Raw genomic sequence first — 25893 nt, 5'->3', positions numbered from 1 at the left:
TTATCATATGAGCATTATTTATTTTATTACTACACAGGATATCGATACGTTTCAGAAGAAATTACAGGAAACGTTATTTAATGCCGTCACCATGCCGTTTCCGCTATTATTTGATAAACGTTATGCCGCGCTTATCAATACCGCTTATTTAAAGCTTACGCTGCCAGCGGAACGTCTGACGCCTGAATTTTATCGCTATTTACGCGAACTCTCATTGCAATGGCAGTTTGATTTTTTTATTAAGCCGCAGCCACTGCCTGCTAACGGTATTATCGCGTTTGATATGGACTCGACATTTATTGCGGAAGAAGGCGTGGATGAAATTGCCCGCGAGCTTGGCATGTCGACGCAAATCACCGCCATTACCCAACAGGCGATGGAGGGCAAGCTTGATTTTAACGCCAGTTTTACCCGACGTATTGGAATGTTGAAAGGCACACCGAAAGCAGTGCTGAACGCCGTATGCGATCGCATGACCCTTTCGCCAGACCTGTTAACTATTCTGCCAGTCATCAAGGCCAAAGGATTTAAAACCGCGATTATCTCCGGGGGACTGGATATATTCACCCAGCGTCTAAAAGCGCGGTATCAACTGGATTATGCCTTTTCGAATACGGTTGAAATACGCGATAACGTTCTGACGGATAACATTACCTTGCCGATTATGAACGCCGCAAACAAAAAACAGACGCTGGTTGACCTGGCTGCCCGGTTAAATATTGCCACGGAGAATATTATTGCCTGCGGCGATGGCGCCAACGATCTGCCGATGTTAGAACATGCTGGCACCGGTATTGCCTGGAAAGCGAAGCCGGTTGTGCGGGAAAAAATCCACCATCAGATTAATTATCACGGTTTCGAATTGCTTCTTTTTCTTATTGAAGATGAATTATAACGCGACTCACCTCGCCGGAAGGGAATTTTAAAATGAGTATAAAAACATTTATTTTCAGCCAGCCCGATAAGCCGATTGAAAAAGAGAAAAAAGAGATAGACCAGACCTATAAAAAATTTCGTTTTGAGATTATCGCCTCGGTCTTTATCTCTTATGCCGTCTTTTATCTTACCCGTAAAAACTTCTCCGCCGCGATGCCGGCCATGCTGACGGAAACGTCGCTGACCGCAGAAGACTTCGCCATTATGTCTTCTATTTTTTACATTCTTTATGGCGCGATGAAGTTTGTCGGCGGGATGCTGGTCGATAAAATTAACCCGAAAGCCATGACCGGCCCGGTGCTGATTGGCGTGGGGATTGTAAATATTCTGTTCGGTTTTTCCGATAGCGTGGCAGCATTCTACGTACTGTACAGCCTCAACGCGATATTACAGGGCACCAGCTTTCCGCCGATGGCGAAAATTATGGCCTCGTGGTTTTCGAAAAACGAACGGGGGCGCTGGTGGGCTATCGTTGAAGCGGCGCACAATATCGGCGGCAGCCTCGCGCCGCTGCTGACCAGTTTTGCTATCGCCTTTAGCGGTAGCTGGAAAATGGGGTTTTATGTTCCCGGCGCCATTTCGCTGCTGATGGGGATAGTGGCGCTATTTACCATTAAAGATCGTCCCGGTACGTTAGGTTTGCCCAACGTGGGGCAGTGGCGTAACGACCCGACGGAACTGGCCCAGGTCAAGGCCAGCCCGGTCAACCTGAGCTTCTGGCAGATTTTTGTGAAATATATCCTGACCAATCCACTGGTATGGATCATTATTATCGGTGATATGTCGGTTTATATTGCGCGCACCATCCTTAACGACTGGCCGCAGATTTACTATTCGCAGGTTCACGGCTGGAGCCTGATAAAAGCGAACTCGATTATTTCCTGGTTTGAGGCGGGCGGACTGGCGGGTGGGTTGCTGGCAGGCTACTTGTCTGACTTTATGTTCAAAAGTAACCGCTGGATGACCGGATTAATCTTCGCGTTAGCGCTGTGCATATGCATCGTGCTGGTGCCGCTGGTTCAGGATACCTCTTACACCCTCACCGCGATTCTGTTCACCATCATGGGCTTCGCCTTATACGGACCGCATATGCTTTTTGCCGTCGGCTGTCTGGATGTGACCCATAAGGATGCGGCGGGATCGATTACCGGCTTTCGGGGATTGTTCAGCTATGTCGGCGCGGCAATGGCCGGTGTGCCGGTAATTATGGTGAAAAATAGCTGGGCGTGGTCGGGCGTTTATATCTATGCGTTAATCGCCATTCTGCTAACGACTCTGTCGCTGGCGCTGCTCTCCAGGCTGCATCGGTTATAACATTCTGGCGACAGCGGCAAAACGCGGCTGTCGCCAGTCTCTGTCAGAAACGGTAATCCACCGCCATAAAGTAACGACGTCCGTCTTCGGTATAACCGTAGTCGTCGCGTTTGAGATCTTTATCGCCCACGTTCAGAACGCCCGCACGCAGTTTAACGTTTTTCGTCGCCTGCCATGCCGCGCCGGTATCCCAGACCACGTACCCGCCCGGCGTTTTCGCCGTTGCGCTGTCGGCCCGCTTACGTCCGGTATAATTCCCTGATACGTAGAATGACCAGTCTTCAAGCTGCGCCGGTTTCCAGTCAAGCGTACCGTTCGCGGTGTGGAACGGCAGATCGGAAAGCGGCTTGTTCCCGCCATTACTGACATCGCGTCCGTCGTTATAGGTGTAATTCAACGACAGTTTCCACGCCTCGTTAAACGGAACTTTCAACTCGGTTTCCACACCCTGAATACGTGCTTTATTCACGTTGTAATAACGGAAGACCGGAACGCGCTGTCCCCGACTGTTGGTTTCGAAGCCGACAAAGTTGGAATAGCCGGGCGCGGCGTTAACGTCAGGGGTACGGCTAATGCTGATGCGATTGTCCACATCGTTACGGAACGTGGTAACGCTCGCTTCCACGCCCTCCAGTATGCCTTCTTCGCCCCGGTAATAAAGGCCGAGCTCCCAGCTTTCACTGGTTTCAGGTTTCAGATCCGGGCTACCGACAATACGGCATCCGCCACGGCAGGAGTTGGTCGCCCAGTCCGGGCTTAATTGCAATAGCGACGGCGCTTTAAAGGCCGTGGCCCACCCACCTTTCACCGTCAGGGTATCCGTTGCGTTATAGACCAGATAAGCACGCGGGCTCCAGTGATCGCCATAGGTTTCATGGTCATCCATACGAATACCGGTGGTCAGCGCCAGCGGTTCGAAGATGCGCCACTCATCTTCAAGGAACAGAGCATACTGGCTGGCGGAGGTTTTAGTACTGGAACCGCCGGTCAGGTTCACCGCATCGCTCAGTTTATCGTGACGCCATTCGCCGCCGAAGGTGAGGAACTGGTTGACAGACGCTAACGGCAGAACGTATTTCCCGTCAATCGAATTGCTTTCTGACGTGATAGGGCTACTGTTGCCGGGGTTTTTGTTTTCCACCTTTTCGCCGTAGAACTTGAGCTCGCTATTGCCGAGATCCCAACGACCGTTATGGCTCAACGCATAGTTTTGCCGTTCCAGACGGTTTTTATCCAGCGAGTCGGAGTCCCGGTCCTGGCGATCAAAACCGTAGCCTGCGGTAACGTCATGATTTTCGTTTGGTGTCCAGGCAAACTCGACATTTCCATCCCGGCTGGTAAATCCTTCAATGCGCGGCGTTTCACCCGTAGCGGTGGTGGCGGAACTCTGCTGCTCGTCTTTTTCGCGTTTCGCCAGGCTACCGTAGGCTTTCATTCCCAGCACGCCGTCGATCAGCGGACCGCTGGTAAAGAACTGACCGTTATAAGTATCGCCACGGTCGCGATGTTCCTGAATAGTGGAGTCAACCGTGACGCTGCCGTGCCATTTCTGACCAATTTTTTTGGTGATAATGTTGACCACGCCGCCCAGCGCATCGGAACCATACAGCGAGGACATGGGGCCACGCACCACTTCAATGCATTCGATAGCGTCAACCGGTATCCAGTTCAGATCAAAATCATTATGGCGGAAGACCGCGTTACGGGAGTTAACGCGCTTACCGTCGATCAGGATCAGCGTATAACTGCTGTCCAGACCACGAATACTCACGCCTTTACGGTTATCCCCTTCGTTAGTGAGCTGTACGCCCGGTACCTCTTTCAGGACATCTTTCAGGTTTTGCACGGGCCTGCGCTGTAAATCTTGCTGGGTAATGACGCTGATACTTGCTGGCGCATCTTTTAGATTTTGTTCGATGGCGGACGCGGTAACGACCATGGTTTCACCATCATCCGTTGCCGCGGCAACCGGCCAAGCCAACGTAACTGCGGACATACAAAGCCCTACCCGAACGAAAGGGTTAAACCTAAACATTCCATTTCTCCATGAGGTAAATACGACAAAAAAATCGGTTATCGCTCACAACGCATTACGTTTCGCCTGCGATAACGGTTATCACGGCGAACTCTTTTTATGCAGGCGAGTCGGGCTCATGAGTGACGGTCGCGCCCGAATCTTCATCCTTTCTGATTTCGAGCGTAACGATAAAGCAAACAATAATAATTATCAATTTAATTGTTAATAATTATGTCATTTGAACCAATCATAAAGAAAAAACAAAAAACCCTCTCGAATGAGAGGGTTAGAAGGGTCAGGTTCAGGCTGTCCGTGCCGGATAGCGGCATAAAGCCTATCCGGCCTATGACGAGAATACCGCGTTACTTTTTAACGCGTTCCGGGAAGTGCATTTCGCTATAGCGCACGAAATGCGTACCTTTTATCAGCTTGTAGCCGAACCAGATAAGCAGGAACAGCGGAATACCGATATAGGTCGCCGCGACGCCGCCCCAGTCGATGGTATCTTTCAGGAACGCTTCATAGTTCTGCCCCAACGTAATAATCAGGCACAGTACAAAGGCGAAAATCGGCCCCAGCGGGAAGAACCCGGAACGGTACGGCAAATCATTCACATCATACCCTTGTAACACGTAACCGCGACGGAAGCGATAATGGCTAATGGCAATCCCCAGCCAGGCGATGAAGCCCGTCATACCGGAGGTGTTCAACAGCCACAGATAGACCGTCTGGTTGCCGAACATTGAGGTCAAAAAGCAAAGACCGGCAATCACGGTGGTGGCATAAAGCGCATTGCGCGGTACGCCGCCGCGGGACAATTTCGCAAAAATACGCGGGGCCTTACCGTCACAGGCCAGGGTGTAGAGCATACGGGTCGAGGCATACATCCCGGAGTTACCCGCAGACAGTACCGCCGTCAGGATAACCGCATTCATTATCGCCGCCGCAGACAACAAGCCCGCATGCTGGAACACTAAGGTAAACGGACTGACGCTAATGTCTTTGACGTCGTTACGCAGCAGATTTGGATCGGTATAAGGAATGATTAGGCTGATAATCAAAATCGCGAAAACATAAAACAGCAGAATACGCCAGAATACCTGACGCACCGCGCGCGGAATATTCTTCTCCGGGTTTTCAGATTCCCCGGCGGCAATACCAATCAGCTCGGTTCCCTGGAAAGAGAAGCCCACGATCATCGCGACGCCAATCATTGCCGCAAAACCGCCAGCGAAAGGCGCATCGCCCGTCGTCCAGTTGCTCCAGCCGACCGGCTCGACACCTTTAAAGATGCCGATAATCATCGCTACGCCAACGATGATGAAGATAATAACGGTCGCGACTTTAATTAACGAGAACCAGTACTCCGCCTCGCCAAAACCGCGTACAGAAATGTAGTTCAGCAAAAAAATGACGCAGAGGAATAGCGCGCTCCAGATCCAGCCCGGCGTGTCCGGGAACCACCAGCCCATCACCAATTGCGCGGCAACCAGGTCAACAGCGATAGTCACCGCCCAGTTGTACCAGTAGTTCCAGCCCAGCGCGAAACCAAAGCCTTCTTCCACATAGTTCTGACCATATGTCGCAAACGAGCCAGATACTGGCATATAGGCCGCCAGCTCGCCAAGACTGGTCATCAGGAAGTAGACCATCAAACCAATCAGAATATAAGAAAACAGCGCGCCGCCTGGCCCCGCCTGAGAAATTGTCGCACCAGATGCAACGAAAAGACCTGTCCCGATGGAGCCGCCAATGGCAATCATCGTCAGGTGACGCGCCTTTAATTCGCGACGTAGCGCGGGCGCTTCTGTGGTTTTAGTTTTGGAACCCATGTGAAAATGCTATCCATCCAAAAAATGAGGCGCGATTGTAACAGACGAAATACTATCCTTCCGACACAAATGCGCGGTTATAAGAGACCTTCATGACCGGCCACGGATTATAAGTAAAGCAGAGAATAACGTATACGTAAGCGGATACTAAAAATGGCGATGCCGCCCGGGCAGCCCTCCTCTTCACCTTTATTCACAGTAACTCAAAAAACGCTGCAACGCGTTAGAAAGATGTTTCTGCCGATGATGAACACGCCACAACGTGCGCACCAGGCGCGGTAACGGCACCGCGACTTCGCCCAGGGTTCCCGCCTGGAGTTGTTCAGCAATCACCCGGCGCGATAAACAGCTTATCCCCAGTCCATGACGCACCGCATGTTTGATCGCTTCTGAATTCCCCAACTCCATCGCCATATGAAAGCGCGGCAAATGCGACAACAGCAAATAATCGACAATTTCCCGCGTACCGGAACCGCGCTCGCGTAAAATCCATGGGGATGCCGCAAGCTGTTCCAGCGTCACCGGCCCCTGCGTCAGCGGCGAGGACGGCGCGGCAAAGACCACCAGCTCATCTTCCAGCCACGGCTCAGAGATAATCTCTGTACTGTGACACGGCCCTTCAATCAGGCCGATATCAACCCGAAAATCCAGCACCGCGTTAATCACGTCCTGGCTGTTTCCCACGCTGAGTTCCAGCGGCAAGGCCGGATAATGCTGGCGATAGCTGGCAATCATGGCGGGTAAAATGTAATTGCCGATGGTGCTACTGGCATAAACCCGTATCGCGCCGTTATCTTCACGAAATAGCTGCTCAATTTCTACCGCTTGCTCCAGCAATGCCAGCGCGCGCGGGTATAACAAGCGCCCGTGTTCGTTGACCACCAGCCGTTTCCCCACCCGATCAAACAACTGTACGCCGAGCTGACCTTCCAGATCGGTGAGCGCGGCGCTAACGGCAGACTGCGATAATGACAGCATGACCGACGCCTGGGTTGTTGAACCGCTTTTCAGTACTTCAGCAAACACTTCAAGTTGTCGTAGCGTAATATGCATAGTCGTATCCCACCGATAGCGTTTCACTTACCACTTATAAAGATTAATTATAAATATATAATCAATTTTATTTTTAAACCAGATCACCGTAACCTTATTGTCCATATACAGGAGAAGGTTATGACAGAACTCACCTTGCAGAATCATCGTCGTACAATGTGGCATTTTATACCGGGGCTCGCTCTGAGCGCCGTCATTACAGGAGTCGCCCTGTGGGGCGGCGCTATCCCTGCCGTTGCAGGCGCGGGGTTCAGCGCCCTGACCCTGGCTATCCTGCTGGGTATGGTTATCGGGAATACCGTCTATCCACAAATATGGAAACAATGCGACGGCGGCGTGCTGTTTGCAAAACAACATTTACTGCGTTTAGGGATTATCCTTTACGGCTTCCGCCTTACCTTTTCACAAATCGCCGATGTGGGTATTAGCGGTATTGTGATTGACGTATTAACGCTTTCCAGCACGTTCATGCTGGCCTGCTTCTTAGGCCAAAAAGTCTTTGGTCTGGACAGGCACACCAGCTGGCTGATTGGCGCCGGTAGCAGTATCTGCGGCGCGGCGGCGGTACTGGCGACAGAACCGGTGGTAAAAGCGGAAGCCAGTAAGGTTACTGTAGCCGTCGCGACTGTCGTTATTTTCGGCACCATCGCTATTTTCCTTTACCCGGCAATGTATCCGCTGCTGGCGCACTGGTTCAGCCCGGAAACTTACGGCATCTATATCGGCTCAACCATGCATGAAGTCGCGCAAGTGGTCGCAGCGGGTCATGCCGTTAGCCCGGATGCGGAAAATGCGGCAGTTATCGCTAAGATGCTGCGTGTCATGATGCTGGCGCCGTTCCTGATCATTCTGGCGGCACGCGTTAAACAGCTTTCACCGGCGACCGGCGCGGAAAAAAGCAAAATTACCATTCCGTGGTTTGCTATTTTCTTCATCGTAGTGGCGATCTTCAACTCTTTCCACCTGCTGCCGAAAGCCGTGGTGGATATGCTGGTGACGCTGGACACAGTGCTGCTGGCGATGGCGATGGCGGCATTGGGTCTGACCACTCACGTTAGCGCATTGAAAAAAGCGGGGGCGAAACCGCTGCTGATGGCGCTGGCACTATTCGCCTGGCTGATTATTGGCGGTGGCGCCATTAACGTCCTAATCCATAGCCTTATCGCATAAATTATTACGTTTCACGCCTGTTAACCCGTTATCATAGCGTTCGTAATGAACCGTTAGCGGGTTTAACAGGAGTCTTTTATGAAATACATCGGAGCGCACGTCAGCGCTGCTGGCGGTCTGGCTAACGCCCCTGCCCGCGCGGCTGAAATTGTCGCAACGGCCTTTGCGCTTTTCACAAAAAACCAGCGTCAGTGGCGTGCCGCCCCCCTTACTCCCCAGGTCATTGATGACTTTAAAATCGCCTGTGAAAAGTATCATTTCTCGGCGGCGCAAATTCTTCCCCACGATAGTTACCTGATTAATCTGGGCCATCCGGTCAGTGAAGCGCTGGAAAAATCACGCGATGCCTTTCTCGATGAAATGCAGCGCTGTGAACAACTCGGCTTAACCTTGCTTAATTTTCATCCCGGTAGCCATCTGATGCAGATTGCACAGGAGGATTGCCTGGCGCGGATCGCGGAATCCATCAATATTGCCCTCGCGCAGACCGAGGGCGTTACGGCGGTTATCGAAAATACAGCCGGTCAGGGCAGTAATCTGGGGTTTGAGTTTGAGCAGTTAGCCGCCATCATCGACGGCGTGGAAGATAAGTCGCGCGTTGGCGTCTGTATCGATACCTGCCATGCCTTTGCCGCCGGATACGATCTGCGTACGCCAGAGGCGTGCGAAAAAACATTCGCCGAATTCGGGAAAATTGTCGGATTTCAGTATTTGCGCGGAATGCACCTGAACGACGCCAAAAGCGCCTTCGGTAGCCGCGTTGACCGCCATCACAGTCTGGGTGAAGGCAATATCGGCCACGATGCGTTTCGTTGGATTATGCAGGATGGGCATTTTGACGGTATTCCGCTGATACTGGAGACCATCAATCCTGATATCTGGGCGGAAGAGATTGCGTGGTTAAAAGCCCAGCAAATTGCCGAAGCGATGGCCTGACGCTCAATGTTCTTCAGGCAATAAAAAAGGCAGAGCGCGCTCTGCCTTTTTTAGCGTGTTTCTCTTATGCCGCTTTTGCCGTGACTTCCGTCTCCGGACGTTTCAGGACGGCATAAGCCAGCCCTGCCACCAGCGTACCGGCCACAATTGCCAGCAGGTATCCCAATACCGGCGTAATTGCGCCTGGGATAAGCAGAACAAACAGACCGCCATGCGGCGCCATCAATTTTGCGCCTACCGCCATAGAAATGGCCCCGGTCAACGCGCCGCCAACGATACAGCACGGCAGTACACGCATCGGGTCGCGTGCCGCAAACGGAATAGCGCCTTCAGTGATAAAGCACAGCCCCAGCACCAACGCCGCTTTACCGCCCTCCTGCTGCGCTTTGTCGAACTTACGGCGCGCCACTATCGTCGCCAGACCCAGCGCTAACGGCGGTACCATACCTGCGGCCATGATCGCCGCCATCGGCGCGTAAGTTTGCGTACTCAGCAGACCAACACCAAACGCATACGCCGCTTTGTTCACCGGGCCACCCATGTCGGTACACATCATCCCGCCGAGAATCGCGCCCAGCAGCACCGCGTTTGCCGTCCCCATGGTTTGCAGCCAGTGGGTGAGCCCTTCCAGAATCCCGGCAACCGGTTTACCAATCAGGTAAATCATCGCCAGCCCCACCACCAGACTGGAAATTAACGGGATGATCAGGATTGGCTTCAGCGCTTCCATACTTTGCGGAAGTTTCAGTTTGGTACTGATAAGCTTCGCCATATACCCGGCAAGGAAGCCGGCAATGATCCCGCCGATAAAACCGGAACCGGTGCTAACCGCCAGCATACCGCCAATCAGACCTGGCGTAAGGCCTGGGCGATCCGCGATGGAGAAAGCGATATAACCCGCCAGTACCGGCACCATCAGCGCAAACGCCGAACCGCCGCCAATCTGCATCAGCGCCGCCGCCAGCGTGTCCGGCACCTTAAAGGCTTCAATACCAAAGGCGAAGGAAAGTGCAATACACAGTCCCCCGGCAACCACCATAGGCAGCATGTAAGAAACGCCCGTCAACAGATGCCGGTATGCTCCAGCGCTCTCTTTCTTCCCTTCGGTCGCCGCTTGCGATGCCTTACCCGCCGGTTGATACGGCGTCGCTTCCGCTACGGCTTTATCCAGCTCCTGCGCCGTCTTTTTCAGCGCCAGGCCGGTCGACGTGCGGTACATCGGGAGACCGGCAAACTTCGCCAGATCCACTTCGATATCCGCCGCCACAATCACTAAATCCGCTTCCGCCACCTCTTCCGGGGTGATGGCATTGCCGGCCCCCACGGAGCCGCGCGTTTCGACTTTTACCCACCAGCCGCGTTTTTTCGCTTCTGTTTCAATGGCTTCAGCCGCCATAAAAGTATGAGCGACGCCGGTCGGGCAGGCCGTTACCGCGACCACGCGTTTCGGACCGCCGCTCGCCGCAGGAGCAGCCGCAGCAGGGGCGCTGTAAGGGGTCGCATGGCTTTTGGCTTCACTCAGAAACAGTTCCGGATGCGCGACGGCGCGACCAATATCCCCCAGCCAAACCTTTTTGCCGTTCAGAGCATTGTCGTGCGGCAGAGATTCGCCCAGCACGATCGCCAGCTCAGCATCATTCGGATTGTCGATAATTTCCAGATTTGCTTTATGCGCCGCCGCTCCAAGCAGGGTTTTCGCCATGTAAGCGCGAGCCTGGCCGAGATTAGCGTCAATTATCAGCAGCGTTTTCATTATGCCTCTCCTGCTGTCAGTTAAACGGTTGTAAGTCGACACGCGCCATCATTGCGGCCAACTGAGGACGATCGGTAATACCCACATTGCTCTGGCTGACCGCCAGCGCGGCAACCGCCGTCGCCAGACGCAGCGTATGTTCGCTGGACTCGCGCATCAGCAGGCCGTAAATCAATCCGCCAACCATGGAATCGCCTGCGCCGACGGTACTTACCACGTCCACTGCCGGTGGTTTAGCGATCCATTCTCCTGAGGCGTTAACCCACAGCGCGCCTTCCGCCCCCAGCGAAATCACCACATGAGCGATACCCTGTTCGCGTAACGCGTGCGCCGCATCAATCACATCTTTCATTTCCGGGAGCTTACGACCCGCCCAAATTTCCAGTTCGCGGCGATTCGGTTTCACCAGCCACGGCGCAGCTTTAAGACCGGCGACTAACGCTTCACGGCTACTATCAAAGATAATGCATGGACACTGGCTGCGCAGACGCGTCATCCAGTCGGTGAACGCTTCCGGACTCACGCCAGCCGGTAAGCTACCGCTGACGCAGACCATATCGAACTGACCCAGCCAGCTCAGGGAGTCGTTAACAAAGCGTTCCCAGTCTGCGGGAGTCACGTCAAAGCCGGAAAAGTTGAAGTCGGTCACTTCGCCATCTTTTTCCGTCAGCTTCACGTTGATGCGGGTCCGGCCCTGAACCACCTGAAAGCGGTTAGCGATGCCCAGTTCGCTGAATAATTGCTGAAAACCGTCCTGGTTATCTTTACCGAGAAAACCGCCGACGGTGACGTCGATGCCTAAGTCTTTCAGCACTTTGGCAACGTTAATGCCTTTGCCCGCCGCGTGCAGACCCGTGGTTTTCACCAGGTTCACTTCGCCGCGTTCGATTTCAGGGCAAAACCCAACCAGATCGTAAGCCGGATTAAGGGTAATGGTGGCAACACGCCTGCTCATTATGCGCCCTCCCCGAGACCGGCGGCGATCGCATCGCCAATCGCTTTCAGCGCCTGTTCAGCATCTTCACCCTGCGCGGTAAAGCGCAGACGATGGCCTTTCTTCACGCCTAACGCCACCACTTTCATCAGACTACGTCCGTTTGCCGGTTTGCCGGTTCCATCAAGGTTTGTCACGGTAATTTCACTGTTAAATTGTTTAATCGTATTCACCAGCATGGTGCCCGGACGGGCATGGAGACCATGCTCATTACGCACTACAAATTCCGCGCTCAGTACGTCATCCGTCAGCGCATCATCACTGGTCAGCAACGCCAGCAGCGTCGCGGCGTCAGCGCTCAGCAGACGATCGGCTTTATTGTTCAGCAACAGGTCGCCGAGGCGTTTTAGCACGGCAATCGGCTGCTCATCGTTCATCGCGACAGTGACTAATAAGGCTGCTTTTTCACCCTCTACGTCAAACGCCTGGGTCGCACGGCTTACCGCAACAGCGCTGCGCAAATTGCCTTCCGCGCTGTCGTTCAGCCAGATGCCTTGTCCCAGATTCATCGGACTATCGTTAATCGTTTTTGCGACGAACGCCGCATCAACCGCTCCCGCCTCTTTCAGACGCGCCGCATTTAGCGCCTGCAATGTGACCAGCGAGCTGGCGATGACATCCAGCGTCATCGTCTCGTTATCAAGTTTTAATTGTTCACTTTGCTTCTCGCCCATCAGCAATGCGCGCAGCTCTTCCGCCGTTGTCGCGGATTTCAGCTGTTCAGCCACGGAGTCATCGCTTAGCACATGCGTCAGCTGACGCAGCAGGCCGAGGTGTTCGTCCGAACTGGCGGCAATACCAATCGCCACGTAGGCGACCTGGCCTTCTCCCCAGGTAACGCCCTGCGGGAATTGAAAGACCTGGACGCCGGTTTTCAGCACCTGATCGCGCGTGTCTGTTGTGCCATGGGGAATCGCAATACCATTGCCAAGAAAGGTCGAGGTTTGCTGTTCGCGCGCCAGCATACCGTCAACATAGCCGCCCGCCACATTCCCCGCCTGCGCTAACGCGGCGGCGATTTGCCGAATGGCCTCTTCTTTATTTCCGGCCTGCTCGCCCGGATGAATGTCCTGAACCGATAACTGGAACATGTGTCTCCTCTCCTGCTGAATTGAAACGATTCAGCCACTATGAGAAAAAAAGCGCCAATCTGAGTTATCAAAAAAACCAGATCGCGCTGAAACGTTTCAAGAAGTCTGGATCTTTCTGCTTCAGCACGCAAGAAAAGTTACCGGTTTTGTAGTAATTTTTTGAGGTGAAGCACATTTTTTCTCCAACAGACCCTCAATAGCTGACGCATAAAAGGCTTCAGCTTTTTTCTTTCAGCTTGCGTCAGCACGCCCTGGTAACAAACTGGAATGCTATTTTGATTTTTCGTGTCGATTTTGATTCAGACGCCTGTTTATTTTCTGACGGGCAGCGTAAACTCCGCCTCTCTTCACACCACTGATATAGAAACATGCACAACAGTCCCGCCGCCGCTGCGCCTAAATCGTTTGACCTGACGTCTACCGCCTTTTTGATCGTCGCTTTTCTCACCGGTATTGCCGGTGCGTTACAGACGCCGACGCTCAGTATTTTTCTGACGGATGAGGTTCACGCCCGCCCCGGCATGGTGGGATTCTTTTTTACCGGCAGCGCGGTTATCGGCATTATCGTGAGCCAGTTTCTGGCGGGTCGCTCAGATAAAAAAGGCGATCGCAAAAAACTGATCGTTTTCTGTTGCGTGCTGGGCATGTTGGCCTGCGTGTTGTTTGCCTGGAACCGCAACTACTTTATTTTGCTGTTCATCGGCGTCTTTCTCAGTAGCTTCGGCTCTACCGCCAACCCGCAGATGTTTGCGCTGGCCCGTGAACATGCCGATCGTACAGGTCGTGAAGCGGTGATGTTCAGCTCAATCCTCCGCGCCCAGGTCTCATTGGCCTGGGTCATTGGGCCGCCGCTGGCCTATGCGCTGGCGATGGGTTTTAGCTTTACGGTGATGTATTTGAGCGCGGCGGTAGCTTTTATCGTCTGCGGCGTCATGGTGTGGTTCTTTTTACCGTCAATGCGCAAAGATGCGCCGCTGGCAACCGGCACGCTGGAAGCACCGCGTCGTAATCGCCGCGATACGCTGTTGCTGTTTGTCATCTGTACGTTAATGTGGGGAACTAACAGCCTGTATATCATTAATATGCCGCTGTTTATCATCAATGAGCTGCATCTTCCGGAAAAACTTGCAGGCGTGATGATGGGCACCGCCGCCGGGCTGGAGATTCCCACAATGCTGATTGCAGGTTACTTCGCCAAACGGCTGGGAAAACGCCTGTTAATGTGCATCGCCGTTGTCGCCGGACTGTGCTTTTATGCGGGTATGTTGCTGGCGCACGCGCCGGCGACGTTGCTCGGCTTGCAGTTGCTGAACGCGATTTACATCGGCATTCTTGGCGGGATTGGCATGCTCTATTTTCAGGATCTCATGCCAGGCCAGGCGGGTTCAGCCACCACGCTGTATACCAATACCATTCGCGTCGGCTGGATCATTGCCGGTTCGCTGGCAGGAATCGCCGCAGAAATCTGGAATTATCATGCGGTCTTCTGGTTTGCGTTAGTCATGATTGTCGCCACCATGTTCTGCCTGGCGCGTATTAAAGATGTTTAACTTGCAAGCCTGATACTTTTACTCTTCGACACATTTCAGCGCAGAGTTTATCACTGCGCAATGTTCATGCGCGGTCATTCATTGTCTTTTTCTCAATACGATATTCTGTAAGCGCCCTCCTACATAAAAGACCGGTTATTGAGAAAATTACGCCCATCAGCCCGCAAAGGACCAACACCAGCCGCATCTTATATTTTGGTGTTACAGCAACATCTATCACTTCAATGTTAGCATTATTTTTAACCGCCTCCGACAACAATGATAGCTTTGCATATGTTTCCGTTTGCAACATATTTTTATGCACACTATAACGTTTAATGTCACCATCATCGATATACCATGCTGCCATTTTATCGACACTATTTTTCAGGGTGGAAATAATATTATTGACCCTTTCTTCCCTCCCCTGCGCCTTAAAAAGAACAAGCTGTTTTTTCGCGTCAAAACTTATTTTATTTTTATAGTTCGCAGGCAAGAAACGGCTAAACTGGTTAAGGATAACCGTTGTTTTACATTGAATATCATTAGTATAGCCACATAACGCATAGGTAGCAGGCGTATCCAGATTAGGTTTGATCGTAATACTCACAACCTTTGTATCATGCTGCACGCTCACAAAAACATAGCCAATGGCGACAAAAATAAAGGTAGCGATCACGATACTTAGCCATTTTCTTATAAGGAATAAGGAAACGTCGACTAAATCAATTTCACTATTTTCTCCCCGCATTTCACATCCCTCTTAAAACGCTAATAGTCAACCCGAATACTGAAATAACAAAAAGCAACACCAGCGTAAAAATAAACGCCCTGGCTGCGAACGTATATTTCTTCATAAGATAAAACCCACACATAAGAATTCGAGTATTTTAAAGGAAAATAACAACACATTCACACTGGTTATATCGATCGGTAAATACATCAATTATAGATATAAACTATCAAATTCATTATATCGATCGTTATAAATAATTAAAATCGATCAAAATCCCTCTTTTTAATAGATAAAAGCTATCATATAAATAAAATTGATCGTTTTTGTTTTATGTGACGGTTTATTCGGTACACGTTCAGGCACCAACGGGGTTGAGCGGCGACATCTACCGCTTCAGAAGCCACGAAATAAGGGAAGCATGTATTACGCTATTTAATGGTAAAAGGAGGTAATTTGAGGCGCAGCTTTTGCAGACTATTTCGGGATATAACGTAAGCCCCTGCACGTTTATCAAAAACGGCTTAGCTCATGGTAAGGTTTTCTGCTCGAGTTCCAGCAAATAAATAATGGCCTCTTCCCGGGTCGTTAAACACATGTCCCCTGTCGGTTGCAAACCAGAGCACACTTTTGGGCGTAAAGGCGAGCCAAAGATAAGGCACAAGTTATCTTCCGAAAGCTGCACGCATCTGGTATTCATCGGCTTGCCATACGGCATTCCGGGTATCGGCGACGAAATTGAAGGCGCAATACAGCAAGCGCCACAGCCGCTACGACAGTCCATGCTCAGCCCTCTATTTATAACCAAATGAAAGATAACAGAATTTGTCCAAAGAAAAATCCAGATTTAAAATGTGGACGTCATCATGATCAGGCCTGCCCTCAGACATTCCGAAGACAAGGCTGGAAACAGAAGGGACAACACAGCACACTTCCCCCCTCCGGGCGACATGCCATCGCGTATTCTCGTTGAACGCGGAGCGGAAAGCGGGCGAACAGTATCACCTTTTTTGCACCAGCAAAAGTGACAATTCCACTTGCCTGGACGGCCCGCCGCGAGTAGTTTTACGCGATATTTTAGATAATCTCTACAACAGGATCTCCTCGATGCCAAGAGCGAACGAAATCAAAAAAGGTATGGTACTGAACTACAACGGAAAATTGCTGATTGTGAAAGATATCGACATTCAGTCGCCTACCGCCCGTGGCGCCGCCACACTGTATAAAATGCGTTTTTCCGATGTCCGCACCGGTCTGAAAGTGGAAGAACGTTTCAAAGGCGACGATATCGTTGATACCGTCACCCTGAGCCGTCGCGGCGTTGACTTTTCTTATGTCGATGGAAACGAATATGTGTTCATGGATAAAGAAGACTATACGCCGTATACCTTCACCAAAGATCAGATTGAAGAAGAGTTGCTGTTTATGCCTGAAGGCGGAATGCCGGATATGCAGGTTCTGACCTGGGACGGCCAACTGCTGGTGCTAGAGCTTCCGCAGACCGTGGATCTGGAAATCGTCGAAACCGCGCCGGGTATTAAGGGAGCGTCCGCCAGCGCACGTAACAAACCTGCGACATTAAGCACCGGTCTGGTGATTCAGGTTCCCGAATACCTGAGCGCAGGTGAGAAAATCCGCATTCATATCGAAGAGCGCCGTTATATGGGGCGCGCGGATTAAGTTTCACATTTTTCGGCTGCGCCCCAGGGCGCAGTCTGCCCCTTTTATTTATTGACTGTTCTGCGCCCGGAAAGAGAAACGTTAAAAATTTAACATTTTCTGCTCTTAAGATGGCAGAAGCACGACTTCGTCAACTCAGCCCTTCTCTTTTTCACGTTTATTCGCCAGGATTATTAAAGTTGTTATGTTGTATCAATATTCTGGAGCTGACGTGACCAAAACCAATCTTATTACTGGATTTCTCGGTAGCGGAAAAACCACCTCTATCCTTCATTTATTAGCTCATAAAGATCCGGCTGAAAAATGGGCCGTCCTGGTCAATGAATTTGGCGAAGTGGGTATTGACGGCGCGCTGCTTGCCGACAGCGGCGCACTGCTAAAAGAGATCCCCGGCGGCTGCATGTGCTGCGTCAATGGATTGCCTATACAGGTGGGGCTCAACACGCTGCTGCGCCAGGGCAAACCTGACCGGTTGCTGATTGAACCAACCGGACTGGGACACCCAAAACAGATTCTGGATTTATTAACTGCGCCAGTTTATGAGCCGTGGATTGATTTACGCGCCACGCTCTGCATCCTTGACCCTCGCCTGCTACTGGACCAACAGAGCGTCGCCAATGAAAATTTCCGCGATCAGCTCGCCTCAGCCGATATTATCATCGCCAATAAGACCGATCGCGCCACGGCGCAGAGCGATGCCGCCCTGCAACAGTGGTGGCGACAGTACGGCGGCGATCGTCAACTGATTCATGCCGAACATGGACAGATAGACGGTAAGCTTCTTGATTTACCACGACAAAATCTGGCGGAACTGCCGGCCAGCGCCGCGCATTCTCACACTCATACCAGTAAAAAAGGACTCGCCGCGCTAAATCTGCCCGCCCAGCAGCGCTGGCGACGCAGCCTCAATAGCGGACAGGGTCATCAGGCCTGCGGCTGGATTTTCGATGCCGATACCGTGTTTGACACCATTGGCCTACTCGAATGGGCGCGTCTGGCGCCGGTGGGCCGGGTGAAAGGCGTTATGCGCATACAAGAGGGGCTGGTACGCATCAATCGCCAGGGCGATGACCTGCACATCGAAACACAGAGTGTCGCGCCGCCGGATAGCCGGGTTGAACTTATCTCAAACACAGAAACCGACTGGAATACGTTACAGACGGCCTTGTTGAAGCTTCGTTTAGCGACGCACGCGTAAGGTTGCCACCGTTTAAAAACTATGGCGAAATGACGATGAAAACCCGCTATTCCTTGATAATTCTGCTTAATGCCGCCGGTCTGGCGCTGTTTTTGTCATGGTATCTTCCCGTCAATCACGGTTTCTGGTTCACCATTGATTCCGGCATATTCCACTTCTTTAACCAGAAACTGGTGGAAAGCCACGCGTTCCTCTGGTGGGTCGCTATTACCAATAATCGGGCGTTTGACGGCTGTTCGCTGCTGGCGATGGGCGGACTGATGCTCAGTTTATGGCTAAAAGAAGACGCGTCGGGCCGGCGGCGCATTGTGATAATCGGATTGGTCATGCTGCTAACAGCGGTGGTGCTTAACCAACTCGGTCAGGCGCTGATCCCCGTCAAGCGCGCCAGCCCAACGCTCTCTTTTGAGCATATTTATCGCGTCAGCGAGTTGCTGCACATCCCGACAAAAGACGCGTCAAAAGACAGTTTCCCAGGCGATCACGGTATGATGCTGCTGATATTTTCCGCCTTTATGCTGCGTTATTTCGGCAAAACGGCGGGGATTATCGCCCTTATTATATTTGTGGTTTTCGCGTTTCCGCGCGTTATGATTGGCGCTCACTGGTTCACCGATATTGTGGTCGGGTCGCTCACGGTTATTTTGATTGGCCTCCCCTGGTGGCTGATGACCCCGCTCAGCGACCGGGCGATAGCGCTTTTTGAGAATTATCTCCCGGGCGGAAATAAACAAATTTTAAACAAATAACCTATGTAATTAACATTACCTTCAGCGATAGTTTTACATCGTTGAAGGTAATTTATGATGATATTCCCCCAGCCCATCATTTTTCGGTCATATTATTCCTCTGCAAAATGAACGGGTTGCCCGATTTTTAAACGATTTGCGCTTAATTTGACCCGTGCTGATAGTTCACTTTTCGTATCATAAATTCTTATAAAAAATCACGCGAAATCGCTCGCAATGACAGCAACAATCGGGTAATCTCAAACTCGTTTTGCCTCGCCAGATAATTATTCTCATTGCGAATAAATTTGTGCGTTCCGCCACAGATTTGTGCACAAAGAATTGTCTCAAGCTGTGCAGGTGATTAGTCTCATCACGTTTGGCATTTTTATAACGATATTTATCGTTAAGGACTTCAAGGGAAAACAAACAACATGGTCAAATCTCAACCGATTTTGAGATATATTTTGCGCGGGATTCCTGCGATTGCAGTTGCGGTTCTGCTTTCTGCTTGTAGCACAACCACCAATACCGCAAAGAATATGCATTCTGAGACGCATGCTGTGGGCAATAGCGATAGCTCTTCACTGCAAGCCTCTCAGGATGAATTTGAAAATATGGTGCGTAACCTCGACGTTAAGTCGCGGATTATGGATCAGTATGCTGACTGGAAAGGCGTGCGTTACCGCTTGGGCGGCAGCACTAAGAAAGGCGTCGACTGTTCCAGCTTTGTACAGCGCACCTTCCGTGAACAGTTTGGTTTAGAGCTTCCGCGTTCAACCTATGAACAGCAGGAAATGGGCAAAGCGGTTTCACGCAATAACCTGCGTACGGGCGATCTGGTTCTGTTCCGCGCCGGCTCCACTGGTCGTCATGTCGGTATTTATATCGGCAATAACCAGTTTGTCCATGCGTCTACCAGTAGCGGCGTCATTATCTCCAGTATGAACGAACCGTACTGGAAAAAACGCTACAATGAAGCGCGTCGAGTTCTGAGCCGCAGTTAATCTTCATCAGGCAGCACCTCCCTTGGCTTACCTGATGAGACGACATAAAAAGCACTGCTTCGGCAGTGCTTTTGCTTATTATCCCTTCTGAACCCGTTTTGCCGAATGGCGACGTGTCGCCTCTTATCCAGCCTATAACACACGAATGTAGGTCTGATAAACATAGCGCCATCAGACATTCAGGTCGTTTCCCCCAACGGCTACTGCGACAATACGCTTTCCTGCACATCACGAAAAGCATGACTATCCGGGGTAATCCAGGCTATAGTCTTATAAATCAACCAGTTTAACCGGCATCCGCCTTTTCAGGTCACACCAGGAATTATGCTTACACGCGACTCCTCTTCCGGTCGGAAAATCCTGCTTACCTGTATCATTACGGGGATAGCGGCAGCATTACTTATTGGTAGCCTGCAATTTTTCCTGTCGTGGCATAAACGGGATGTTAAATACAATACGCTCCTTTCTGATGTACAACATTACCTGGCCAGCTATTTCGCCGACCTGAAAGCCACCACCGATATTCTTCAGCCGTTGACGATCAACACCTGTCAGCAGGTTGGCGCAGAACTCACCTCAAGAGCCGCTTTTAGCCTTAATGTCCGCGCCTTCTTATTGATTAAAGATAAAAAAGTGTTCTGCTCTTCCGCCACTGGCGCCATGAATATGCCGCTTCAGCAACTGGTACCGGATATAGATATCCGCAAAGACGTTGCTATGGCGATTCTGCCCGGCACGCCAATGATGCCCAACAAACCGACAATGGTGATTTGGTATCGAAACCCATTATTAAATGACAGCGGCGTATTCACATCGCTGAATATTAACCTGACGCCCTACTTACTCTATACCACGCGCCAGGACGATTTTAACGGCATCGCGCTGATTGTCGGCAATACCGCGCTGTCGACCTTTTCTTCGCGTCTGCTGACCGTCGCGGAGCTGCCGGGCACGCCATCACGACAGGCAACTATCAACGGCCTGCCGCTTAAAATACAGCTTTATGCCGATAGCTGGACCTACAATGACTTGTGGTATGCGTTGATGCTGGGCTGCATTAGCGGCATCGTAGCAGGGTTTATCTGTTACTTTATCTATGCCCTCCGGACGCGACCAGGCAAAGAGATTTTAACGGCGATCAAACACGAGCAGTTTTATGTGGTTTATCAGCCCGTCGTCGATACTCGTACGCTGAGCGTCACCGGACTTGAAGTCTTACTGCGCTGGCGTCACCCTACGGCAGGAGAGATTCCGCCGGATGCCTTTATCCACTATGCCGAAGCGCAGCAACTTATCGTACCGTTAACGCAGCATCTGTTCGAGCTGATCGCCCGCGACGCGCCCACGTTACAGAAGGTGATGCCCGTCGGTGCCAAATTTGGCATTAACATCGCGCCGGAACATCTGCACAGCGACAGTTTTAAAGAGGATATGCACCGGCTCAAGGACGCCCTGCCCGCGCACCATTTTCATATCGTGCTGGAAATCACTGAACGCGATATGCTCCAGCAGTATGAAGCGGCCAAACTGTTCGAATGGCTGCATTCCGCCGGGTTTGAAATCGCTATAGATGATTTCGGTACAGGCCATAGCGCCCTGATTTATCTGGAGCGATTTACTTTAGATTATCTGAAAATCGATCGCGGTTTTATCCAGGCGATCGGCACGGAAACCGTCACGTCTCCGGTTCTGGATACCGTGCTGACGCTCTCCAGACGCCTGAATATGCTGACGGTGGCCGAGGGCGTTGAAACGCCGGAGCAGGCCCGTTGGCTACGCGATCACGGTGTTAATTACTTGCAGGGGTACTGGATTAGCCGTCCTTTACCCCTAAAAGATTTCGTGCTGTGGATGTCGGCGCCTTCCGTGCCTGAATGGTAGTCCCCTTACGGTTTTAACGGATTCACATCAGACGCAACGTCACTTATTATTCAGCGAAACGCCTGCCGGTTTGCAGCGGGCAATACGATAAGGAAACCGCCTTCAGATGATTGCGCGCGTAATGCTTCTGCTTGTCGCACTGGTTAGCGCTGGCGCCCAGGCCCAGGAAATCAAAGAAAGCTACGCTTTCGCCGTACTCGGCGAACCTAAGTATGCTTTTAACTTTGATCACTTTGATTATGTGAATCCTGCTGCGCCGAAAGGCGGTCAGATGACGCTTTCCGCCATTGGTACGTTCGATAATTTCAATCGCTATTCGCTGCGCGGCAATCCCGGCGTACGTACCGAAGCCCTTTACGATACGCTTTTTACCACTTCGGATGATGAACCCGGAAGCTATTACCCGCTGATTGCCGCCCATGCCCGCTATGCCGCCGACTATTCCTGGGTGGAAATCTCGATTAACCCCCGCGCTCGTTTTCACGATGGCACGCCCATTACCGCCCGCGATGTGGCCTTTACCTTTCATAAGTTTATGACCGAAGGCGTACCGCAGTTCCGTCTGGTCTATAAAGGTACTACCGTGAAGGCGATTGCGCCTTTAACCGTGCGAATTGAGCTGGCGAAGCCTGGTAAAGAAGACATGCTTAGTCTGTTTTCATTACCGATCATGCCCGAAAAATTTTGGAAAAATCACAAACTTAGCGATCCGCTTTCAACGCCGCCCTTAGCCAGCGGGCCATACCGGATTACTCAGTGGAAAATGGGCCAGTACATTGTCTATTCACGCGTCAAAAACTACTGGGCGGCTAATCTGCCGGTCAATCGTGGACGTTTTAACCTCGACACTATCCGCTACGATTACTACCTTGATGACAATGTCGCTTTCGAGGCGTTTAAAGCGGGCGCATTTGATCTACGGCTGGAAAACGACGCTAAAAACTGGGCTACGCGCTACATAGGTAAAAATTTCGATAATCATTACATCATTAAAGAAGAGCAGAAAAACGAGTCGGCGCAGGACACACGCTGGCTGGCCTTTAATATTCAGCGCCCGGTATTTAAAGACCGGCGGGTACGTGAAGCTGTCACCCTGGCCTTCGATTTTGAGTGGATGAATAAAGCGCTGTTCTATAATGCCTGGAGCCGAACCAACAGTTACTTCCAGAATACCGAGTACGCCGCCAGAAATTACCCTGACGCCGATGAACTGGTATTACTCGCGCCGATGAAAAAAGATCTTCCTCCTGAAGTCTTCACTCAGATCTATCAGCCGCCGGTCTCTAACGGCGACGGCTACGATCGCGAAAATCTTCTTAAAGCTGACGCCTTGTTGACGCAGGCCGGATGGGTGATCAACGGACAGCAACGGGTCAATAGCATCACCGGTAAGCCTCTGACGTTTGAACTTCTCCTTCCTGCCAGCAGTAATAGCCAGTGGGTTCTGCCCTTCCAGCATAATCTTCAGCGTCTGGGCATTACGATGACTATCCGTCAGGTTGATAATTCTCAGCTCACCAACCGGATGCGCAGCCGCGACTATGACATGATGCCGAGGCTATGGCGGGCGATGCCCTGGCCCAGCTCCGATCTACAAATCTCATGGGCGTCGGAATACATTGACTCCAGTTATAACGCTCCCGGCGTCCAAAGCCCGGTGGTGGATAAACTGATCGCGCAAATTATCGCAGCGCAGGGTGATAAAGCGAAACTGGTGCCGCTGGGACGGGCGCTGGATCGCGTGCTGACCTGGAACTATTACATGCTGCCGATGTGGTATATGGCGCAAGACAGGCTCGCCTGGTGGGATAAATTCTCCCATCCGGCGATTCGCCCGGTATATACCATCGGGTTAGATACCTGGTGGTATGATGTCAACAAAGCCGCCAAACTACCGGCAGCCAGGAGGTAGTAAGAATCAATGGGCGCCTATCTTATCCGCCGTCTGTTACTGGTGATCCCCACGCTATGGGCCATTATTACCATTAACTTTTTTATCGTGCAGATCGCTCCCGGCGGCCCTGTCGATCAGGCGATTGCCGCGATTGAATTTGGCCAGGGCGGCGCGTTGCCCGGCGCCAGCGGCGAAGGCGTTCGCGCCAGTCATGCGCAAACCGGCGTCGGCAATATCAGCGACAGCCATTATCGCGGCGGCCGGGGACTCGATCCGGAGGTGATCGCGGAGATCACCCATCGCTACGGCTTCGACAAACCGCTGCATGAGCGTTATTTCAAGATGCTACGGGATTATCTCTCTTTTGACTTCGGCGACAGTCTGTTTCGCAGCGCATCCGTACTAACGCTGATCAAAGATAGTCTTCCCGTCTCCATTACTCTGGGATTATGGAGCACGCTGATTATTTATCTGGTGTCTATCCCGCTGGGGATCCGCAAAGCCGTCCATAACGGCAGCCGCTTTGATGTATGGAGCAGCGCGTTTATCATTATCGGTTATGCGATCCCCGCCTTTCTGTTCGCTATTCTATTAATCGTCTTTTTTGCCGGCGGCAGCTACTACGATATCTTTCCGCTACGTGGCCTGGTCTCCGCCAACTTTGACACGTTACCGTGGTACCAGAAAATCACCGATTATTTGTGGCACATTACGCTACCGGTGTTGGCGACCGTCATCGGCGGTTTTGCCGCCCTGACGATGCTGACGAAAAATTCGTTTCTCGACGAGGTGCGTAAACAGTATGTCGTTACCGCTCGCGCTAAAGGCGTGAGTGAAAAAAACATTCTCTGGAAACATGTTTTTCGTAACGCCATGCTGCTGGTGATCGCCGGGTTTCCCGCCACTTTTATCAGTATGTTTTTCACCGGCTCGCTGCTAATTGAAGTCATGTTCTCGCTCAACGGCCTGGGGCTGCTGGGTTATGAAGCAACCGTTTCGCGCGACTATCCGGTGATGTTCGGTACGCTTTATATCTTTACCCTGATTGGCTTATTACTGAATATCCTGAGCGATATCAGCTATACGCTGGTCGATCCACGCATTGATTTTGAGGGACGATAATGCCGCGATTAAGCCCGGTCAATCAGGCCCGCTGGGCGCGTTTCCGCCATAATCGCCGGGGCTACTGGTCACTATGGATTTTCCTGGTCGTGTTCAGCCTGAGCTTATGCGCGGAACTGATTGCTAACGATAAGCCATTGCTGGTGCGCTATGAAGGCCAGTGGTATTTTCCGCTGGTAAAAAATTACAGCGAGCGCGATTTCGGCGGCCCGCTGGCGACAACGGCGGATTATCAGGACCCCTGGCTACAACGGCAGCTTGAGAATCGGGGCTGGGTGTTGTGGGCCCCCGTACGCTTTGGTGCCAATACCATTAATTTTGCCACCACGCAGCCTTTCCCCTCCCCGCCTTCGGCGAAAAACTGGCTGGGCACCGATGCGAATGGCGGCGACGTTTTCGCCCGCATCCTGTACGGCACCCGCATTTCTATTTTATTCGGCCTGATGTTAACGATTTGCTCCAGCGTCATGGGCGTACTGGCGGGCGCGCTACAGGGCTATTATGGCGGCAAAGTCGATTTATGGGGACAACGTCTCATCGAAGTCTGGTCGGGGATGCCGACCCTGTTTCTGATTATTTTACTTTCCAGCGTAGTGCAGCCTAACTTCTGGTGGTTGCTGGCCATAACCGTACTGTTTGGCTGGATGAGTCTGGTGGGCGTAGTGCGCGCCGAGTTTTTACGGACCCGCAATTTTGACTATATCCGCGCCGCGCAGGCGCTTGGCGTCAGCGATCGGGACATTATCCTGCGCCATATGTTGCCTAATGCGATGGTCGCTACCCTGACATTTTTACCGTTCATTTTATGTAGCTCCATCACCACCCTGACGTCGCTGGATTTTCTGGGATTCGGTCTGCCGCTTGGCTCCCCTTCTCTCGGCGAACTTCTTTTACAGGGGAAAAACAACTTACAGGCTCCCTGGCTGGGGATCGCCGCCTTTCTGTCTGTCGCCATTCTGCTATCGCTGCTGATTTTTATCGGCGAAGCGGTACGCGACGCCTTTGATCCTGCTAAGGCGGTATAA

Annotated in this window: 22 protein-coding genes; 13 read left to right on the top strand and 9 right to left on the bottom strand. The window is 51.8% G+C overall.

What is annotated here, in order from left to right; translation table 11 throughout:
• Positions 1 to 7: 7 nt before the first annotated feature.
• Together serB and ACLJRU_RS04830 are read left to right on the top strand one after the other, a co-directional pair.
• A complete protein-coding gene (gene serB / locus ACLJRU_RS04835) occupies positions 8 to 895 on the top strand; it encodes a phosphoserine phosphatase SerB (RefSeq protein WP_023235069.1) in 888 nt (295 codons plus the stop codon).
• Between the two features lie 32 nt (positions 896 to 927).
• On the top strand, positions 928 to 2250 hold the full coding sequence (locus tag ACLJRU_RS04830; RefSeq protein WP_001540451.1) for an MFS transporter: 1323 nt from the start codon (positions 928 to 930) through the stop codon (positions 2248 to 2250).
• 43 nt (positions 2251 to 2293) lie between these two features.
• Here the strand turns inward: ACLJRU_RS04830 and cirA are convergent, their stop codons facing one another.
• The 3 genes from cirA to yieE all read right to left on the bottom strand — a co-directional run bounded on the left by cirA (position 2294) and on the right by yieE (position 7152).
• Entirely contained in the window at positions 2294 to 4285 is a 1992-nt protein-coding gene (gene cirA, locus ACLJRU_RS04825) for a catecholate siderophore receptor CirA (RefSeq protein WP_038394016.1), read from the bottom strand.
• Positions 4286 to 4629: 344 nt separating this feature from the next.
• A complete protein-coding gene (gene lysP, locus ACLJRU_RS04820; RefSeq protein WP_000535000.1) occupies positions 4630 to 6099 on the bottom strand; it encodes a lysine-specific permease in 1470 nt (489 codons plus the stop codon).
• 189 nt (positions 6100 to 6288) lie between these two features.
• A complete protein-coding gene (gene yieE / locus ACLJRU_RS04815) occupies positions 6289 to 7152 on the bottom strand; it encodes a DNA-binding transcriptional regulator YeiE (RefSeq protein WP_000548319.1) in 864 nt (287 codons plus the stop codon).
• Positions 7153 to 7272: 120 nt separating this feature from the next.
• Between yieE and ACLJRU_RS04810 the strand changes: the two genes are divergently transcribed.
• On the top strand, positions 7273 to 8322 hold the full coding sequence (locus ACLJRU_RS04810; protein WP_000137966.1) for a YeiH family protein: 1050 nt from the start codon (positions 7273 to 7275) through the stop codon (positions 8320 to 8322).
• 78 nt (positions 8323 to 8400) lie between these two features.
• Positions 8401 to 9258, top strand: a complete 858-nt coding sequence (gene nfo, locus ACLJRU_RS04805; protein WP_023235071.1) for a deoxyribonuclease IV — start codon at positions 8401 to 8403, stop codon at positions 9256 to 9258.
• A 64-nt stretch (positions 9259 to 9322) separates the two neighbouring features.
• On the opposite strand, the gene fruA is transcribed toward nfo, so the two are convergent.
• From fruA to fruB, 3 genes are read right to left on the bottom strand one after another with little or no spacing between them, the layout of a single operon-like run.
• Positions 9323 to 11011 (bottom strand): PTS fructose transporter subunit IIBC, encoded by a 1689-nt coding sequence (fruA, locus tag ACLJRU_RS04800; RefSeq protein WP_023235072.1) that lies wholly within the window; start codon positions 11009 to 11011, stop codon positions 9323 to 9325.
• 16 nt (positions 11012 to 11027) lie between these two features.
• On the bottom strand, positions 11028 to 11966 hold the full coding sequence (gene fruK, locus ACLJRU_RS04795) for a 1-phosphofructokinase (protein ID WP_000091249.1): 939 nt from the start codon (positions 11964 to 11966) through the stop codon (positions 11028 to 11030).
• A complete protein-coding gene (fruB, locus tag ACLJRU_RS04790; protein ID WP_000487287.1) occupies positions 11966 to 13096 on the bottom strand; it encodes a fused PTS fructose transporter subunit IIA/HPr protein in 1131 nt (376 codons plus the stop codon). The genes fruK and fruB overlap by 1 nt, the downstream gene beginning before the upstream one ends.
• Before the next feature lie 368 nt (positions 13097 to 13464).
• Here fruB and setB point away from each other — a divergent pair, with 368 nt between their 5' ends.
• Entirely contained in the window at positions 13465 to 14646 is a 1182-nt protein-coding gene (gene setB / locus ACLJRU_RS04785; protein ID WP_000551934.1) for a sugar efflux transporter SetB, read from the top strand.
• Between the two features lie 64 nt (positions 14647 to 14710).
• On the opposite strand, the gene ACLJRU_RS04780 is transcribed toward setB, so the two are convergent.
• From ACLJRU_RS04780 to ACLJRU_RS04770, 3 genes are all read right to left on the bottom strand, one after another.
• Complete coding sequence (locus ACLJRU_RS04780) at positions 14711 to 15376, bottom strand: GNVR domain-containing protein (RefSeq protein WP_001213889.1); 666 nt, start codon at positions 15374 to 15376, stop codon at positions 14711 to 14713.
• Between the two features lies 1 nt (position 15377).
• On the bottom strand, positions 15378 to 15500 hold the full coding sequence (locus tag ACLJRU_RS04775) for a membrane protein (RefSeq protein WP_001540455.1): 123 nt from the start codon (positions 15498 to 15500) through the stop codon (positions 15378 to 15380).
• 387 nt (positions 15501 to 15887) lie between these two features.
• Complete coding sequence (locus ACLJRU_RS04770; RefSeq protein ID WP_010989043.1) at positions 15888 to 16142, bottom strand: YkgJ family cysteine cluster protein; 255 nt, start codon at positions 16140 to 16142, stop codon at positions 15888 to 15890.
• A gap of 323 nt (positions 16143 to 16465) precedes the next feature.
• Here ACLJRU_RS04770 and yeiP point away from each other — a divergent pair, with 323 nt between their 5' ends.
• The 8 genes from yeiP to ACLJRU_RS04730 all read left to right on the top strand — a co-directional run bounded on the left by yeiP (position 16466) and on the right by ACLJRU_RS04730 (position 25893).
• Entirely contained in the window at positions 16466 to 17038 is a 573-nt protein-coding gene (gene yeiP / locus ACLJRU_RS04765) for an elongation factor P-like protein YeiP (protein ID WP_001540456.1), read from the top strand.
• A gap of 211 nt (positions 17039 to 17249) precedes the next feature.
• A complete protein-coding gene (locus ACLJRU_RS04760; protein ID WP_024148659.1) occupies positions 17250 to 18236 on the top strand; it encodes a CobW family GTP-binding protein in 987 nt (328 codons plus the stop codon).
• Between the two features lie 29 nt (positions 18237 to 18265).
• Complete coding sequence (locus tag ACLJRU_RS04755) at positions 18266 to 18985, top strand: phosphatase PAP2 family protein (RefSeq protein WP_000178097.1); 720 nt, start codon at positions 18266 to 18268, stop codon at positions 18983 to 18985.
• Between the two features lie 413 nt (positions 18986 to 19398).
• Positions 19399 to 19971, top strand: a complete 573-nt coding sequence (mepS, locus tag ACLJRU_RS04750) for a bifunctional murein DD-endopeptidase/murein LD-carboxypeptidase (protein WP_000241015.1) — start codon at positions 19399 to 19401, stop codon at positions 19969 to 19971.
• A gap of 324 nt (positions 19972 to 20295) precedes the next feature.
• Entirely contained in the window at positions 20296 to 21852 is a 1557-nt protein-coding gene (locus ACLJRU_RS04745; RefSeq protein WP_000957749.1) for a cyclic di-GMP phosphodiesterase, read from the top strand.
• 106 nt (positions 21853 to 21958) lie between these two features.
• Complete coding sequence (locus tag ACLJRU_RS04740; protein ID WP_001540463.1) at positions 21959 to 23764, top strand: extracellular solute-binding protein; 1806 nt, start codon at positions 21959 to 21961, stop codon at positions 23762 to 23764.
• Between the two features lie 9 nt (positions 23765 to 23773).
• Positions 23774 to 24868 (top strand): microcin C ABC transporter permease YejB, encoded by a 1095-nt coding sequence (locus ACLJRU_RS04735; protein ID WP_000501623.1) that lies wholly within the window; start codon positions 23774 to 23776, stop codon positions 24866 to 24868.
• The gene (locus tag ACLJRU_RS04730; protein ID WP_001137761.1) at positions 24868 to 25893 is read left to right on the top strand and encodes an ABC transporter permease; all 1026 of its coding nucleotides are present in this window, start codon (positions 24868 to 24870) and stop codon (positions 25891 to 25893) included. Before ACLJRU_RS04735 ends, ACLJRU_RS04730 begins: the two co-directional genes overlap by 1 nt.

Origin of the sequence: Salmonella sp. SAL00653, assembly GCF_046552515.1 — a bacterium.
GTDB classification, from domain to species: domain Bacteria; phylum Pseudomonadota; class Gammaproteobacteria; order Enterobacterales; family Enterobacteriaceae; genus Salmonella; species Salmonella enterica.
The sequence above is the reverse complement of the archived record's forward strand: the minus strand, read 5'-3'. Positions and strand labels throughout refer to the sequence as shown.

Bases quoted from the DNA above. Each gene is read 5' to 3' on its own strand.
- serB (WP_023235069.1), top strand. From the start codon at position 8: ATGAGCATTATTTATTTTATTACTACACAGGATATCGATACGTTTCAG.
- ACLJRU_RS04830 (WP_001540451.1), top strand. From the start codon at position 928: ATGAGTATAAAAACATTTATTTTCAGCCAGCCCGATAAGCCGATTGAA.
- cirA (WP_038394016.1), bottom strand. From the start codon at position 4,285: ATGTTTAGGTTTAACCCTTTCGTTCGGGTAGGGCTTTGTATGTCCGCA.
- lysP (WP_000535000.1), bottom strand. From the start codon at position 6,099: ATGGGTTCCAAAACTAAAACCACAGAAGCGCCCGCGCTACGTCGCGAA.
- yieE (WP_000548319.1), bottom strand. From the start codon at position 7,152: ATGCATATTACGCTACGACAACTTGAAGTGTTTGCTGAAGTACTGAAA.
- ACLJRU_RS04810 (WP_000137966.1), top strand. From the start codon at position 7,273: ATGACAGAACTCACCTTGCAGAATCATCGTCGTACAATGTGGCATTTT.
- nfo (WP_023235071.1), top strand. From the start codon at position 8,401: ATGAAATACATCGGAGCGCACGTCAGCGCTGCTGGCGGTCTGGCTAAC.
- fruA (WP_023235072.1), bottom strand. From the start codon at position 11,011: ATGAAAACGCTGCTGATAATTGACGCTAATCTCGGCCAGGCTCGCGCT.
- fruK (WP_000091249.1), bottom strand. From the start codon at position 11,966: ATGAGCAGGCGTGTTGCCACCATTACCCTTAATCCGGCTTACGATCTG.
- fruB (WP_000487287.1), bottom strand. From the start codon at position 13,096: ATGTTCCAGTTATCGGTTCAGGACATTCATCCGGGCGAGCAGGCCGGA.
- setB (WP_000551934.1), top strand. From the start codon at position 13,465: ATGCACAACAGTCCCGCCGCCGCTGCGCCTAAATCGTTTGACCTGACG.
- ACLJRU_RS04780 (WP_001213889.1), bottom strand. From the start codon at position 15,376: ATGCGGGGAGAAAATAGTGAAATTGATTTAGTCGACGTTTCCTTATTC.
- ACLJRU_RS04775 (WP_001540455.1), bottom strand. From the start codon at position 15,500: ATGTGTGGGTTTTATCTTATGAAGAAATATACGTTCGCAGCCAGGGCG.
- ACLJRU_RS04770 (WP_010989043.1), bottom strand. From the start codon at position 16,142: ATGGACTGTCGTAGCGGCTGTGGCGCTTGCTGTATTGCGCCTTCAATT.
- yeiP (WP_001540456.1), top strand. From the start codon at position 16,466: ATGCCAAGAGCGAACGAAATCAAAAAAGGTATGGTACTGAACTACAAC.
- ACLJRU_RS04755 (WP_000178097.1), top strand. From the start codon at position 18,266: ATGACGATGAAAACCCGCTATTCCTTGATAATTCTGCTTAATGCCGCC.
- mepS (WP_000241015.1), top strand. From the start codon at position 19,399: ATGGTCAAATCTCAACCGATTTTGAGATATATTTTGCGCGGGATTCCT.
- ACLJRU_RS04745 (WP_000957749.1), top strand. From the start codon at position 20,296: ATGCTTACACGCGACTCCTCTTCCGGTCGGAAAATCCTGCTTACCTGT.
- ACLJRU_RS04740 (WP_001540463.1), top strand. From the start codon at position 21,959: ATGATTGCGCGCGTAATGCTTCTGCTTGTCGCACTGGTTAGCGCTGGC.
- ACLJRU_RS04735 (WP_000501623.1), top strand. From the start codon at position 23,774: ATGGGCGCCTATCTTATCCGCCGTCTGTTACTGGTGATCCCCACGCTA.
- ACLJRU_RS04730 (WP_001137761.1), top strand. From the start codon at position 24,868: ATGCCGCGATTAAGCCCGGTCAATCAGGCCCGCTGGGCGCGTTTCCGC.